At 69.6% G+C, this 14,775-nt stretch carries 13 protein-coding genes; 4 read left to right on the plus strand and 9 right to left on the minus strand.

The window, feature by feature from the left end:
• Nucleotides 1–3: 3 nt before the first annotated feature.
• The 8 genes from AMYTH_RS0128845 to AMYTH_RS0128880 form a co-directional block, all read right to left on the minus strand.
• Nucleotides 4–720 carry a DUF3566 domain-containing protein gene (locus AMYTH_RS0128845; protein WP_027933176.1) on the minus strand — a complete coding sequence of 239 codons (717 nt, stop codon included), beginning with the start codon at nt 718–720 and terminating at the stop codon, nt 4–6.
• Nucleotides 721–3,240, minus strand: coding sequence for a DNA gyrase subunit A (gene gyrA / locus AMYTH_RS0128850; RefSeq protein WP_027933177.1), 2,520 nt, complete (start codon nt 3,238–3,240; stop codon nt 721–723). It abuts the gene before it with no gap.
• A 43-nt stretch (nt 3,241–3,283) separates the two neighbouring features.
• A complete protein-coding gene (gene gyrB, locus AMYTH_RS0128855) occupies nt 3,284–5,251 on the minus strand; it encodes a DNA topoisomerase (ATP-hydrolyzing) subunit B (protein ID WP_027933178.1) in 1,968 nt (655 codons plus the stop codon).
• A 177-nt stretch (nt 5,252–5,428) separates the two neighbouring features.
• Nucleotides 5,429–5,914, minus strand: a complete 486-nt coding sequence (locus AMYTH_RS0128860; protein ID WP_027933179.1) for a DciA family protein — start codon at nt 5,912–5,914, stop codon at nt 5,429–5,431.
• A gap of 241 nt (nt 5,915–6,155) precedes the next feature.
• Nucleotides 6,156–7,313 carry a DNA replication/repair protein RecF gene (gene recF / locus AMYTH_RS0128865; protein ID WP_017985953.1) on the minus strand — a complete coding sequence of 386 codons (1,158 nt, stop codon included), beginning with the start codon at nt 7,311–7,313 and terminating at the stop codon, nt 6,156–6,158.
• A gap of 10 nt (nt 7,314–7,323) precedes the next feature.
• The gene (gnd, locus tag AMYTH_RS0128870; protein ID WP_027933180.1) at nt 7,324–8,214 is read right to left on the minus strand and encodes a phosphogluconate dehydrogenase (NAD(+)-dependent, decarboxylating); all 891 of its coding nucleotides are present in this window, start codon (nt 8,212–8,214) and stop codon (nt 7,324–7,326) included.
• Nucleotides 8,215–8,245: 31 nt separating this feature from the next.
• Nucleotides 8,246–9,379: a DNA polymerase III subunit beta gene (dnaN, locus tag AMYTH_RS0128875; protein ID WP_017985951.1), complete on the minus strand. Its 1,134-nt coding sequence runs from the start codon at nt 9,377–9,379 to the stop codon at nt 8,246–8,248.
• Nucleotides 9,380–9,966: 587 nt separating this feature from the next.
• Nucleotides 9,967–10,779 (minus strand): EamA family transporter, encoded by an 813-nt coding sequence (locus tag AMYTH_RS0128880; protein WP_027933181.1) that lies wholly within the window; start codon nt 10,777–10,779, stop codon nt 9,967–9,969.
• Between the two features lie 75 nt (nt 10,780–10,854).
• Between AMYTH_RS0128880 and AMYTH_RS0128885 the strand changes: the two genes are divergently transcribed.
• A complete protein-coding gene (locus AMYTH_RS0128885; protein ID WP_027933182.1) occupies nt 10,855–11,775 on the plus strand; it encodes a LysR family transcriptional regulator in 921 nt (306 codons plus the stop codon).
• Here the strand turns inward: AMYTH_RS0128885 and dnaA are convergent.
• A complete protein-coding gene (dnaA, locus tag AMYTH_RS0128890; RefSeq protein WP_027933183.1) occupies nt 11,753–13,369 on the minus strand; it encodes a chromosomal replication initiator protein DnaA in 1,617 nt (538 codons plus the stop codon). The genes AMYTH_RS0128885 and dnaA overlap by 23 nt on opposite strands.
• A 519-nt stretch (nt 13,370–13,888) precedes the next feature.
• Between dnaA and rpmH the strand changes: the two genes are divergently transcribed.
• The 3 genes from rpmH to yidD are packed head-to-tail and all read left to right on the plus strand — an operon-like array spanning nt 13,889 to nt 14,775.
• Nucleotides 13,889–14,032 carry a 50S ribosomal protein L34 gene (gene rpmH, locus AMYTH_RS0128895; protein WP_017985946.1) on the plus strand — a complete coding sequence of 48 codons (144 nt, stop codon included), beginning with the start codon at nt 13,889–13,891 and terminating at the stop codon, nt 14,030–14,032.
• A gap of 22 nt (nt 14,033–14,054) precedes the next feature.
• Nucleotides 14,055–14,474 carry a ribonuclease P protein component gene (gene rnpA / locus AMYTH_RS0128900; protein ID WP_084022701.1) on the plus strand — a complete coding sequence of 140 codons (420 nt, stop codon included), beginning with the start codon at nt 14,055–14,057 and terminating at the stop codon, nt 14,472–14,474.
• On the plus strand, nt 14,467–14,775 hold the full coding sequence (gene yidD / locus AMYTH_RS0128905; RefSeq protein WP_017985944.1) for a membrane protein insertion efficiency factor YidD: 309 nt from the start codon (nt 14,467–14,469) through the stop codon (nt 14,773–14,775). The genes rnpA and yidD overlap by 8 nt, the downstream gene beginning before the upstream one ends.

The raw sequence follows: 14,775 nt of genomic DNA on the forward strand, positions 1-14,775 counted from the left end.
CTTCTACTCGCGTTCCGACAGGGTCACCTCTAGGCCTCCGGCCAGGTCGGCGGACACGTTGTAGATGAACGCGCTCACCGTGGCCAGCGCCGAGAGCAGCACGATGTTGATCGCGCCGAGGATGGCCGCGATGCCGAACACCCGGCCGGCGCTGATGAGCGGTTCGTTGGTCACGCCGGCGCCCTCGCCGGACACCAGGGACGAGTAGGTGCCGTTCAGCTTGTCCCACACGCCCATGCCGTCGAGCACCGTGTACAGCACGCCGACGGCCACCAGCCACACGAAGAACAGCGCGACACCGAGAACCAGCGACAGCTTCAGCACCGACCACGGGTCGAACCGCTTGATCTGCAGGCTCGCCCGCCGCGGGCCGCGGCCGGGGCGGCGCAGTGCGCTGGGCGTCGAACGTCCCTTGGTGCCGGCACTGGCGACGCTCACCGTTTCCTGCCCCCTCAACCCTGACAACGCGTCGTCGGGCGCCGCGGGGTTGCCGAACAGACCCTGCGCCGCCGAACCGGTGACGACCGGCTGGTCGTCACCGTTCGAGTACAACACAGTTTTCTCGGCCTGGCCTTCCGACGACCACCCGTCCCGGTAACCGCCGGCCTTGGGGTCGGTCGTCGTGCCCTGACCGGCGTCGCGGCTCAGCCGCTGCCAGGGCGGCGTGCCCGCGTCACCGGTCTGCGCACCGTGCTGTTCGGGGTTCTCCGGTGTCGTCACTTAGCTCTCTTCCGAGACGGGTTCTTCGGTTCCTCCGTTGCCTTCACCATTACCGACGCCCGAGGGCTCATCAGCGTTGCGTGCGACCGCGAGGAGAGTCGTCCCCTCGCCCAGGTTGATCAACCGCACGCCCTTCGTCTGCCTGCCGGCCTTGCGCACCTGGTCCGCGGGCGTGCGGATGACGCCGCCGCTGGAGGTGATGGCGTAGAGCTCGTCGTCGGCGTCGACGATGAGCGCCCCCACCAGCCTGCCACGCTTGCGGTCGTGCTGGATGGTCAGCACGCCCTTGCCGCCGCGGCCCTGCACCGGGTAGTCCTCGATCGGCGTCCGCTTGGCGTAACCACCGTCGGTCGCGACCAGCAGGAACTTGTCCGGCTTGACCACGTTCAGCGCGAGCAGCTCGTCGCCGTCGTTGAACCGCATGCCGAGCACACCCGACGTCGGGCGTCCCATCGGGCGCAGCGTCTCGTCGGTGGCGTGGAAGCGGATCGACTGGCCCTCGGCCGACACCAGCAGCAGGTCGTCCTCCGGGCCGGCGAGCACCGCGCCGACCAGCTCGTCACCCTCGCGCAGGTTGATGCCGATCAGGCCGCCGGAGCGGTTCGAGTCGAACTCGCTCAGCCGCGTCTTCTTGACCAGGCCCTTCTTCGTGGCCAGCACCAGGTACGGCGCGACCTCGTAGTTCGGGATCTCGATGATCTGCGCGATCGTCTCGTCCGGCTGGAACGCCAGCAGGTTCGCGACGTGCTGACCGCGCGCGGCGCGGTTGGCCTCAGGCAGCTCGTAGGCCTTCGCGCGGTAGACGCGGCCCTTGTTCGTGAAGAACAGGATCCAGTCGTGCGTCGAGCACACGAAGAAGTGCTGGACGATGTCGTCCTGCTTGAGCTGCGCGCCCTGCACCCCCTTGCCACCACGGCGCTGCGAGCGGTACAGGTCGGTCTTGGTGCGCTTCGCGTAGCCGGTGCGCGTGATGGTGACCACCACGTCCTCGACCGCGATCAGGTCCTCGACCGACACGTCGCCGTCGAACGGGATGATCTGCGTGCGCCGGTCGTCGCCGAACTTGTCGACGATCTCGGTCAGCTCGTCCTTGACGATCTGCCGCTGCCGCTCCGGCCGGTCCAGGATGTCCTGCAGGTCGGCGATCTTCAGCTCGATCTCGGCCAGCTCGTCGACGATCTTCTGGCGCTCCAGGGCAGCCAGCCTGCGCAGCTGCATGTCCAGGATCGCGGTGGCCTGGATCTCGTCGATGTCCAGCAGCTCGATCAGGCCGGTGCGCGCCTCGTCGACCGTCGGCGACCGGCGGATCAACGCGATGACCTCGTCCAGCTGGTCCAGCGCCTTGACCAGACCACGCAGGATGTGGGCGCGTTCCTCGGCCTTGCGCAGGCGGAACCGGGTCCGCCGGACGATGACCTCGATCTGGTGCTTGACGTAGTGCCGGACCACCTGGTCCAGCCGCAGCGTGCGGGGCACACCGTCGACCAGCGCCAGCATGTTGACGCCGAAGTTGTACTGCAGCTGGGTGTGCTTGTAGAGGTTGTTCAGCACGACCTTGGCGACCGCGTCCCGCTTGAGCGTGACCACGATCCGCATGCCGCGACGGCTGTTGGACTCGTCGGCGATGTCCGCGATGCCGGTCAGCTTCCCGTCGCGCACCAGGCTCGCGATGTTCTCCACCAGGTTGTCCGGGTTGACCTGGTAGGGCAGCTCGGTGACGACCAGGGTGGTGCGGCCGCGGGAGTCCTCCTCGACCTCGACCACCGCGCGCATCCGGATCGAACCGCGCCCGGTGCGGTAGGCCTCCTCGATCCCGGAGGTGCCCAGGATCAGGCCCTTCGTCGGGAAGTCCGGGCCCTTGATGCGCTGCATGAGCGCGGCCAGCGTCTCGTCGTCGCCGGCCTCCCAGTTGTCCAGCGCCCACACGACGCCGTCGGCGACCTCGCGCAGGTTGTGCGGCGGGATGTTGGTGGCCATGCCGACCGCGATGCCCGACGTGCCGTTGACCAGCAGGTTCGGGATCCGCGACGGCAGGACGTCCGGCTCCTGCGTGCGGCCGTCGTAGTTGGGCGAGAAGTCGACGGTCTCCTCTTCGATGTCCCGCAGCATCTCCATCGCCAGCGGGTCGAGCCGCGACTCCGTGTACCGCATGGCCGCCGCGGGGTCGTTGCCGGGCGAGCCGAAGTTGCCCTGGCCGTCGATCAGCGGGTAGCGCATCGACCACGGCTGGGCCAGTCGCACGAGCGCGTCGTAGATCGCCGAGTCGCCGTGCGGGTGGTAGTTGCCCATCACGTCGCCGACCACGCGCGAGCACTTGTTGTACCCGCGCTCGGGCCGGAACCCGGAGTCGTACATCGAGTAGAGGACGCGGCGGTGCACCGGCTTCAGGCCGTCCCGCACGTCCGGCAGCGCCCGCGACACGATCACGCTCATCGCGTATTCGATGTACGAGCGCTGCATCTCCTGCTGGATGTCGACCGGCTCGGTGCGGTCGTGTTCCGGCGGCAAGGTTTCCGTCATGGGGTCCTTCTACTGACGAATGGGAAATCGGAGGCGGGGCGCGCTACACGTCGAGGAAGCGGACGTCCTTGGCGTTGCGGGTGATGAACGAGCGCCGGGCTTCGACGTCCTCGCCCATCAGGACGCTGAACAGCTCGTCCGCCGCGGCGGCGTCGTCCAGCGTGACCTGCAGCAGCAGCCGGCGGGACGGGTCCATCGTGGTTTCCCACAGCTCTTCGGCGTTCATCTCGCCGAGACCCTTGTACCGCTGGATGCCGTCTTCCTTCGGCAGCTTCCGCCCGGCTTCGACGCCGGCGGCGAGCAGGCCGTCGCGCTCCTTGTCCGAGTACGCGTACTCCGGCTCCGACCGCGGCCACTTGATCTTGTAGAGCGGCGGCTGCGCGAGGTAGACGTGGCCGTGCTCGATCAGCGGGCGCATGAACCGGAACAGCAGCGTCAGCAGCAGGGTGCGGATGTGCTGGCCGTCGACGTCGGCGTCGGCCATCAGCACGATCTTGTGGTACCGCAGCTTGGACAGGTCGAAGTCGTCGTGGATGCCGGTGCCCAGCGCCGTGATCAGCGACTGGACCTCGTTGTTCTTGAGCACCCGGTCGATGCGGGCCTTCTCCACGTTGATGATCTTGCCCCGGATCGGCAGGATCGCCTGGAACCGCGACTCCCGCCCCTCCTTGGCCGACCCGCCCGCGGAGTCACCCTCCACGATGTAGAGCTCGCACTCCTCCGGGTTGGTCGACTGGCAGTCCTTGAGCTTGCCGGGCAGGCCGCCGATCTCCAGCGCGCCCTTGCGGCGCACCAGGTCACGCGCCCGGCGGGCGGCCATCCGCGCCTGCGCGCTGGACAGCGCCTTGTTGATGATCGTCTTGGCCTCGGCCGGGTTGCGCTCGAACCAGTCGGACAGCCACTCGTTGGTCTTGGACTGGACGAACGACTTGGCCTCGCTGTTGCCCAGCTTGGTCTTGGTCTGGCCCTCGAACTGCGGCTCGGCCAGCTTGATCGAGATGATCGCGGTCAGGCCCTCGCGCACGTCGTCGCCGGAGAGGTTCTCGTCCTTCTCCTTGAGGAGTTTCTTGTCCCGCGCGTACGCGTTGACCACGCGGGTCAGCGCAGCGCGGAAGCCCTCCTCGTGGGTTCCACCCTCGTGGGTGTTGATCGTGTTGGCGAAGGTGTGCACCGACGGCGTGAATGAGTTGTTCCACTGCATCGCGACCTCGACCTCGAGGCCGTCGCCCTTGGAGTCGAAGCAGATGATGCTGGAGTGGATCGGGTCCTTCGAGCCGTTGATGTGCTTGACGAAGTCCTCGAGCCCGCCCGGGTAGTGGTAGACGCGCTCCTTGACCCGCGCCTGCTTGCCGTCGGCGTCGGCCTCGGTCTCCGCCTCGGTGACCCGCTCGTCGCGCAACGTGATGCTCAGGCCCTTGTTCAGGAAGGCCATCTCCTGCAGGCGGCGCGAGACCGTCTCCATGTTGTATGTCGTGGTCTCGAAGATGTCCGGGTCGGCCCAGAACGTGGTGGAGGTGCCGGTGCCCTCGGCGGGGCCGACCTCCTCCAGCGGGCCGGGCTTGGAGTGGTCGTAGTGCTGGCGCCACTTCTTGCCGTCGCGGGAGACCTCGACGTCGAGCGCCCTGGACAGCGCGTTCACCACGGAGACGCCGACGCCGTGCAGACCGCCGGAGACCGCGTAGCTCTCGCTGTCGAACTTGCCGCCGGCGTGCAGCACGGTGTGCACGATCTCCAGCGTCGACTTCTTGTGGACCGGGTGCTCCTCGACGGGGATGCCGCGGCCGTCGTCGACGACGCGGACGCCGCCGTCGGCGAGGAGGGTGACCTCGACCTTCGTCGCGTAGCCGGCCATGGCCTCGTCGACCGAGTTGTCCACGACCTCCCAGATCAGGTGGTGCAGACCGCGTTCACCGGTGGAACCGATGTACATGCCTGGCCGCTTGCGGACCGCCTCGAGACCCTCGAGCACCGTGATGGAGGACGCGTTGTAGTCGTTCTGCTGAGCTGCCACGAGCCTGCTTTCTCCTCAGTCTTGCCCAAGGGACTCCCCACTCCCTTCCATCCTACTTGGCCAGCTCTGCTGACATGCCGCAAGGACACCCCTGATTTCGTCACAGAGGCCCGAACGCGAGCGTGGACGGGTCCGGCGCTATCCGGCGGGGGTCGGACCGCGATACGACGCGCTCAGTCACCCATAGGTGTCGCGCGGCCCGCGACCGGGCACGTGCCGCGGGCCCTTCCGCCAGCTCGGGGCGGTCGGGCCGTGGATGCGCATGCGCTTGACCACACCGTGGCCGACCCCGGCGGCGATCTTGGCGATGAGCTGGCTCTGCAGCAGCCGCAGCTGCGTGGCCCACGCGGTCGAGTCGGCGCGGACGGTGAGCTCGCCGTCCTTCAACGTCACCGGCTGGGCGTGCTCGGCGACGTCCTCGCCGACCAGGCGGGCCCACTCGCCGAAGACCCGGCTGCTGGTCACGCGCTCCTGCCAGCCGCGTTCGGCGACCAGCCGCCCGACGAGGCGGCCGAACGGCTGCGGGTCGCGGGCGTCTGGGCCCGCTCCCGACCAGCGGCGCCGGCGCGGGCTCTGGCCGCCGAGCTCGAACTTCCGCCTGCCCGGCTCGGTGCCCCTGGCGTCGGCCTTGGCGCGAGCGGCGGCCAGTGCGGAGCGAACCAGATCACGTCCGGTAGTGTTCCCGTTCGGCCCAGCCGGAGCATCACCGTCCGTGTCTGATCCACTCTTCTGGGGAGTCTGCGCCGCTTGTGACGCGGTTGAAGATCGCTCGTTTGGCCGCTTGGTCACGCGGGGCGATAACGCGTTCACCGTGTTATCCACACTATCCACAGAGTTGTCCCCAGATCGGTGGGTAACTCGTGTGGCCCCGGTCACTCGCTGTGGCTCATCGGGCCGTTCGTCGTCAGGCACTGCGCACCTCCCCGTCGGCGACGGTGAACCGGACCCCGGCCAGTTCCTCGGGCACGTCCTCGTCCACCGCCGCGGTGACCAGCACCTGTTCAGCGCCGGCGGCCACCTCGGCCAGCCGCGACCGGCGCCGCCGGTCGAGCTCGGCGAAGACGTCGTCGAGCAGGAGCACCGGTTCACCCGCTTCCCGCCGCAGCAGCTCGTAGGACGCCAGCCGCAGCGCGAGTGCGAACGACCAGGATTCCCCATGGCTCGCGTAGCCCTTCGCGGGGGCCTCGCCGAGGACGATCTCCAGCTCGTCGCGGTGCGGCCCGACGAGGCTGATCCCCCGTTCCAGCTCCTGCTGCCGCACCTGCGCCATCGCCTCCACCAGGATACCGGTGAGGACCTCCGGTTCGGCGCGTTTCCCGTCCGGAACCCCGTACCCCTCGGGCAGTGCCGCGCCGAGGCTGGACCGGTAGGAGATCTTGGCCGGCCGCGAGTCGGGCGCGACCCCGGCGTAGGCCGCGGTGGTGTGCGGCCCGAGGTCGGCGACCAGGTCCAGCCGGGCGGCGAGCAGCTGGGCGCCGACCACCGAGAGGTGGTTGTCCCACACCTCGAGGGTCGACAGCGCGTACGGGTCGTCGCGCGCGGCACCCTTCTTCTTGCCCGCCGTCTTCAACAACGCGTTGCGCTGCTTGAGGATCCGCTCGTAGTCGGCGCGCACGCCCGCGTACCGGGGCGCGCGCTGCACCAGCAGCTCGTCCATGAACCGGCGGCGCTCGCCCGGGTCGCCACGCACCAGCGCCAGGTCCTCCGGGGAGAACAACACGGTGCGCAGGATCCCGAGGATGTCCCGCGGCTTGCCGACCGCGCCCCGGTTGACCCGGGCGCGGTTCGCCCGGCCGGGGTTGATCTCCAGCTCGACGGTCAGCTCGCGGTCCTCGTTGACCACGGCCGCCCGCACGAGTGCCCGCTCACAACCGTGCCGCACCAGCGGGGCGTCCGTCGCGACCCGGTGCGACCCGAGAGTCGCCAGGTAGCCGATCGCCTCCAGCAGGTTGGTCTTCCCGCGGCCGTTCTGGCCGACGAGGACCGTCGGTCCGGGGGTGAGCGGCAGGTCAGCGTGCTCCCAGGAGCGGAAGTCGGTGACCTGCAGGTGCCGTATGTGCACGGCTGGGTGCCTACTCGCCGGCCTTCTTCACGGCGTGACCGCCGAACTGGTTGCGCAGCGCGGCGACGGCGCGCATCGCGGACGAGTCCTTCCGCCGCGAGGCGAACCGCGCGAACAGCGCGGCCGAGATGACCGGCGCCGGCACCGCGTTGTTGATGGCCTCCTCCAGCGTCCACCGGCCCTCGCCGGAGTCCTCGACGTAACCCTCGAGGTCGTCCAGCTCCGGGTCCTCGTCCAGCGCGCGCACCAGCAGGTCGAGCAGCCAGGACCGGACCACGGTGCCGCGCTGCCAGCCCTTGATCACCGCCGGCACGTCCTCGACGACCTTCGCGGCCTCGAGTAGCTCGAAGCCCTCGGCGTAGGCCTGCATCAGGCCGTACTCGATGCCGTTGTGGATCATCTTCGCGTAGTGGCCGGCGCCGACCGAGCCGGCGTGCGAGAAGCCCTCCTCGCGCGGGCCGTCCGGGCGCAGCGCGTCGAAGATCGGCATGGCGCGCTCGACGAGCTCCTTGTCGCCGCCGACCATCAGGCCGTAGCCGTTCTCCTTGCCCCACACGCCACCGGACACGCCGCAGTCGAGGTAGCCGATGCCCTTGGCGGACAGCACCTCGGCGTTGTGCTTGTCGTCGGTGAACCGGGAGTTGCCGCCGTCGATCACCAGATCGCCCTCGGCGAGCAGCTCACCCAGCTCGGCCACCGTCTCACGCGTCGGCCCGCCCGCGGGGACCATCACCCAGACGATGCGCGGGGCGTCCAGTTTGGACACCATGTCGGCGAGCGAGGTCGAGTCCGAGACCGCCTGGTTGCGGTCGTAGCCGACCACCTCGTGCCCGGCGGCGCGCAGCCGCTCGCGCATGTTGAAGCCCATCCGGCCGAGGCCGACCAGTCCCAGCTGAACCATGGAACTCCCCTTCGTGCTTTCTCCGTCGCGGTCAGCCGGGTAGGCGGACCGGCATCAGTAGATAGAGGTAACCAGGAACGACCTGGCCCTGCTCGTCGGCCGGCTTGATCAAAGCCGGACGGTTCGGGGTGGTGAAGGTCAGCTCGGCGCGGTCGTGGTGCAGCGCGCCCAGACCGTCGACGAGGTAGCCCGGGTTGAACGCGATCGTCACCGGCTCGCCTTCGTACTCCACCGGCAGCTCCTCTTCGGCGCTGCCCTCGTCGTCGCCCCCGGCCGACAGGCGCAGCGAGTTGTCGCCGAACTCCAGCCGGACCTGGGTACCCCGCTCCGCCACCAGCGACACACGTTTGATCGCCTCCGAGAGCGGGGACACCTCGATCACCGCGCGGGAGGAGTGCTGGTTCGGGAGGAGCTGCCGGTATGGGGGGAACTCGGCGTCGAGCAGCCGGGTGGTCGTGTAGCGGCCGTTGCCGGACAGACCGAGCAGGCCCTCGCCGCTGGCGAGCCCGACGGAAACCTTGTTGCCCGCGGTGCCGAGCGACTTGGCGGCCTCGGCGAGGGTGCGCGCCGGGACGAGCACCGCGGCGTCGGCGAGCCCCTCGGCGGGCTCCCACGCGAACTCGCGCATCGCCAGGCGGAAGCGGTCGGTGGCGACGAGGGTGAGCGAGTTGCCGGAGATCTCCAGCCGCATGCCGGTCAGCATCGGCAGGGTGTCGTCCTTGCCCGCCGCGACGGCGACCTGGGTGACCGCCTGGCCGAACGCCTCGCCCGCGACCTCGCCGGCGAACGTCGGCTGGGCAGGCAGCTGCGGGTAGTCCTCGACCGGCATGGTCGGCAGGCTGAACCGGGCGCTGCCGCAGGTGATGGAGGCGCGGGAGCCCTCGACGGAGATCTCGACCGGCTGGGCCGGGAGCGCCTTGGTGATGTCGGCGAGCAGCCGTCCGGACACCAGCAGCCGCCCGCCGTCGGCGATCGTCGCCGGGACGCCGACCGTCGCGGAGACCTCGTAGTCGAAGCCGGAGACCGTGAGGGCGTCGGTCGAGCCGTCGGATCCGGCGTCGAGCAGCACCCCGCCCAGGACCGGGACCGGTGGCCTCGACGGCAGGCTGCGTGCCACCCACGCGACGGCGTCCGCGAGCCCGTCGCGCTCGACGCGGATCTTCATGTGCCCATCCTTTCGACAGCCGAGCCCCTCATCGCGGCCCGAGAAGATCGACAAACGTCCCCGGGCAGGCCTCGAGCAGCGCGCTGACCAGGGATCTCGCAGTGTGGTGTGGCCCGGTGCCGATGTCGCCAACGACGAGCGGGCTGGGTGTGGATACCCACGTTAGAACGTGAGCGGCACCGGCGTCACTTGGGGCAGCCCATCGATTTGTCGATAAGACGATCTCGTCCGGAGCTCTGTCCCCATGTCCACAGCCCCCTGTTTTTCTCCGAAGGACTTCTTGAGAAAAAACCAAGGGCAGTGACAGTAATAGGGGCTGTGGATTCTGGGGACTACTGCCGTCGTCGCAGGTCCGCTCGCGCGGCGGGGTGTGGACATCTGTGGAGTACTACCGGTGGACAACTCGGGCCCTCCGTGGACAACTTCGGGCGGTCCCCAAATGATCCACAGTTGTCCCCAGCTGTCCACAGAACTGTCCCCAGTTGTGGGGATGTTCGTCCCCATGGCCGCGCACAGACGCGGTCGCCGTGGAACCAACCCAGTGGGTGACCGCGCTCGCGTCGATCGATGCGTTCTCGTTACTGGGATCACAGATTCCGCGCCGCAGCGCGGCCCGCCGCGGCCGCACTCGCTGTCACACAAGCGATCCCGGCCCACGCGGCGAACGGCAGCCGCTCGCCGAGCACGAGCGCGCCGGCCACTCCCGCCACCGCCGCTTCGAGGCTCTCCAGCACCGCGACCGTGCGCGGTGGAACCCGGCGCAGTGCGGCGAGATCGAGCGAGTACGGGATCACGGCCGACAGCACCGCTACGCCGAATCCCGCCAGCAGCAAGGAAGGCCGCCACACCGGCGCGGTCACGCCGAAGGGCAGGGTGAGGATCGCGGCCACCGTCACCGCGAGCGCGAGGATCGATCCATCCGGGACACTCGCGCCGACTTTCCGGCTCAGCACCAGGTATCCACCCATCGATGCCGCGGACAGCAGAGCGAGCGCCACTCCCGCCGCCGGAAGCGTCGTCCCGGACGGTGAATGGAACAGCCAGACCCCGAAGGCGGCGAGCAGAGCGAAACCGACGTCACGCGCACGCCGTGCCGTCGCCACCGCGACCCCGAGCGGACCGAGCAACTGCAACGCGCTCGCGACACCCAGCGGCAGGAAACCCAGCGCCGGGTAGATCAGGTTCATCCCGGCGATCGCCACGCCGAAACCCAGCACCGGCGGCAGGTTCCGGCGCGACGGCAACGCCGGGCGGTGGATCGCCAGTAGGACGAGCGCGGCGAAGGAGAGCCGCAACGCGACCACCCCGCCGGGGCCGGCCGCGGCGAAGAGCTGCTTCCCGAACGCCTGCCCGGTCTGCACGCTGACGACGCTGCCGAGGACGAGAAGTGCGGCTCCCATGTGTTCCGAGTCTTGGCGCGGAGCCGCCGGAGTTCCATCGAGACTTCACGCACGGAACTCTTTAGCCTCCACTACATGATCGACCTCCGGCGCCTGAGCGTCCTCCGGGTACTGGCCGAGCACGGCACCGTCACGGCCGCCGCGGAGGCGCTGCACCTGACCCCGTCGGCGGTCTCGCAGCAACTCCGGTTGCTCGCCAAGGAGGTCGGCGTCGAACTGCTGCGCCGCGACGGGCGCCGCGTCCGGTTGACCCCTGCCGCGGTCGTGTTGCTCGAACACGCGGATTCGCTGTTCGCGCAATGGGAACGAGCGCGGGCCGACCTGACCGCCGGGGAAGAGGCCGGCGCCGTGCGCATGTGCGGCGTCTCCTCGACGGTCGCCGCGTTGCTCGGTCCGGCGGTCACTCGCCTGCGGCAGGAGCACCCGCGGCTGACTGCGCGCGTAATAGAAGAGGAAAGCGCTGACTGCTACGAGCTGTTGCTCGCCGAGGCGGCCGACATCGCCGTCGTGCTGCCCACGCCCGAAGCGCCGCCCGTCGACGACCCCCGCTTCACGCAGTGGCCGCTCCTCGACGACCCGCAGGATCTTCTCGTCGCCGCAGGACATCCGCTGACGCGGCAGGACGCGGTGGAACTCGCCGACGCCGCGCGTGAACCGTGGATCGTGAAGCCGCGCCACAACGACACGTACGCGCTCCTGCAGGTCGCTTGCGCCGCTGCCGGTTTCACGCCGCGCATCGCGCACGAAGCCAAGGAGTGGTTCGCGGTGTCCGCGCTCGTCGCCGCCGGGCTCGGGGTGTGCCTCGTGCCGCGGCTCGCTCCCCTGCCGCCGCAGCACGAGGTGGTGCGGATTCCGTTGCGCGGCAACCCGCGTCCGTCGAGGCGCATCGTCGGCTGCGTCCGGCGCGGGAGCGAGGAGCAGTGGCCGATCGCCCGCGCGGTCGCGGCGATCGAAGCGGTGTGCGCGGAGCGGGCTACTGACGGGCGCGCTGTTTGATGCGCGCGGTGAGTTCCTGCACCTGGTCGTAGATCCGCCTGCGTTCGGCCATCTCCTTGCGGATCTTCTTGTCCGCGTGCATGACGGTCGTGTGGTCGCGGCCGCCGAACGTCTGCCCGATCTTCGGCAGCGACATGTCCGTCAGCTCACGGCACAGGTACATCGCGATCTGCCGCGCCGTGGCAAGCGCTTTCGTCTTGCCGGGGCCGCACAGGTCGTCGACCGTCACGTCGAAGAACTCGGCCGTGGTGGCCATGATCGTCGGCGCGCTGATCTCCGGCGCCTGCGAGTCCGGGATCAGGTCGCGCAGCACGATCTCCGCGAGACCGACGTCCACGGGTTGCTGGTTCAGCGACGCGAACGCGGTGACGCGGATGAGCGCGCCCTCCAGTTCGCGGATGTTCGCCTCCACCCGCGAGGCGATGAACTCGAGCACGTCACCTGGCACGGCCAGGCGGTCCTGCGCCGCCTTCTTGCGGAGGATCGCGATGCGCGTCTCCAGTTCGGGCGGCTGGATGTCGGTGATGAGGCCCCACTCGAACCGCGTGCGCAGCCGGTCCTCCAGGGTCTCCAGCCGCTTCGGCGGCCGGTCCGAGGACACCACGATCTGCTTGTTCGAGTTGTGCAGCGTGTTGAAGGTGTGGAAGAACTCCTCCTGAGTACCTTCCTTGCCTTCCAGGAACTGGATGTCGTCGACGAGCAGGATGTCGATGTCCCGGTAGCGGCGCTGGAACGCCACCTTCCGGTCGTCGCGCAGCGAGTTGATGAAGTCGTTGGTGAACTCTTCGGTCGAGACGTAGCGCACACGCATGCCGGGGAAGAGGCGCTGCGCGTAGTGCCCGACGGCGTGCAGCAGGTGCGTCTTGCCCAGCCCCGACTCGCCCCAGATGAACAGCGGGTTGTACGCGCGGGACGGCGCCTCGGCGACGGCGAACGCGGCCGCGTGCGCGAAGCGGTTGGACGCGCCGATGACGAACGTGTCGAACGTGTACTTCTCGTTGAGCCGGGTCTTCGACGTCTCCGGCTGGGCCGGCGCGGTGTAGGGCTGGCCCGCGCTGGGCTGGCCGGAGAACATCGGCCAGATCTCGTGCGCGGCGGCCAGCGCCTCGCCCTCTTCGTCGACTTCCTCGTCACCGTCGTCCTCGGGCAGGACGGCCTTCACCGGTTCCGGCGGGTGCGCGCGGACCCGCCGCAGCGGCGGGAGCATGCCGTCGTCGAGCGGCGGCATCTTCGGGGGCATCACCGGAGCCTCGGCCGCGGCGACGGGCGCCGTTTCCACCCTGGTGGGTGACGGGTACGGGGCGGGCGGTGGTGGCGGGGGCGGGGTCACCTCGGCGGTGTCGACCTTCACGGCCAGCGAGACGGGACGGCCGAGCCGGCGCGAGAGCGCGTGCGTGATCGGGTCCCGCAGGGCGCGCTCGATCGCTTCCTTCGCGAAGTCGCTCGGAGCGGCGAGCAGAGCCGTGCCGTCGAGCAGGCCGATCGGGCGGGTGACTCGCATCCAGGCCCGCTGCTGAGGCGAAAGCGTGCCGTCCGACAGCTCCCGGACCACCTGGTCCCAGACCACGCCCAGATTCAACTGGTGCTCGGACACCGACTTCGTCCCCTCCCCTCGTCACCCCGGACGACCCCACCGACCTCGAAGAACACCCGAGCCGGGCGCCTGGCTCACTCACACGAGCGGCACCTCGCAGCCCCCTGGTCACCGCGCGCAGCAAGTATCCACAGAGTTGTCCACAACTGTGCACTAATGTACGGCGGCCCGCAGTCACTCCACCTGCGGGTGCGAACCTACGCCAGCCAGAGCCTCCACACCTTCTTACGGCGGCGCCGAGCACCTCGAACGGGTGACCCAAGAGGAGACACGCTAACAAAGGCCCGTGCCGTGCCACAAGGCACTGTGGAGGTCAGGATGGCATGCCTCACGCGGCGTCGCCACTCGGTCCCCCACTGTGGTTGTGGGGGCCGGTTGCCGGGCCGGTGAGCGGGGTGCGTACTCTCGATAGGTCTCCCGCGCGCGACGGGTTTGTTCGCATGCGCGCGATTCGAGACACCCCCGAGCTGATCGGTGGCTCCAGCTTGCCGCCGAGTATGTCGAGACCAGGAGTAAGCAGTGAGCAAGGGTAAGCGCACCTTCCAGCCGAACAACCGTCGACGCGCCCGGACCCACGGCTTCCGGCTGCGGATGCGCACCCGCGCCGGTCGCGCGATCCTGTCGGCCCGCCGTCGCAAGGGCCGCGAGAAGCTGTCCGCCTGATAGCGCCGTTCCGAGGCGCGACGTGCTGCCCCGTGCCGCCCGGTTGCGGCGCAGTGAGGACTTCCGCGACGTCATGCGCAGGGGTGCTCGGGCAGGTCGGCGCCGCCTCGTGGTGCACGCGGTTCAGTCCACCGACCCGTCCGCGGGAACGCCGCGGGCGGGTTTTGTGGTGAGCAAGGCCGTGGGCAACTCGGTGGTCCGCCACCGCGTGACCCGGCGCCTGCGGCATCTCGTCATGCAGCGCCTTGGAACCGTGCCGCCCGGCAGTTCGTTGGTCGTGAGGGCCCTGCCGCCGGCGGCCACCGCGTCCAGTGCCGAACTCGGTGCCGATCTGGACGCGGCGCTGAAACGGCTGAGCCTGCTCCCGGGCCGCCCGTCCGACGGCCCGGCGACACCCCGGCCGGACACGGCCGCGGACACGAGGGGCCACGCCGGTGAATGACGCCAGCACCGATGCACCGCAGAAGGTCGAGCGCCCTGGGCCGATCGCCCAGGTACTGTTGCTCCCGCTGCGGTTCTACCGCCGTTTCATCTCGCCCTACCTCCCGCCGAGCTGCCGCTTCTACCCCAGCTGCAGCACGTACGCGGTCGAGGCCCTGACCCGTTTCGGCGCCGCGAAGGGCAGCTACCTCGCCCTCCGCAGGCTGCTGCGCTGCGGCCCGTGGACGATGCCCGGCCGCGATCCGGTGCCTGAGGTGTTCTCGTGGCGCCACCAGAGACCTGGTTTGTCAACCGAGGAGTAG

Origin of the sequence: Amycolatopsis thermoflava N1165 (genome assembly GCF_000473265.1) — a bacterium.
Classification (GTDB): Bacteria; Actinomycetota; Actinomycetes; order Mycobacteriales; family Pseudonocardiaceae; genus Amycolatopsis_E; species Amycolatopsis_E thermoflava.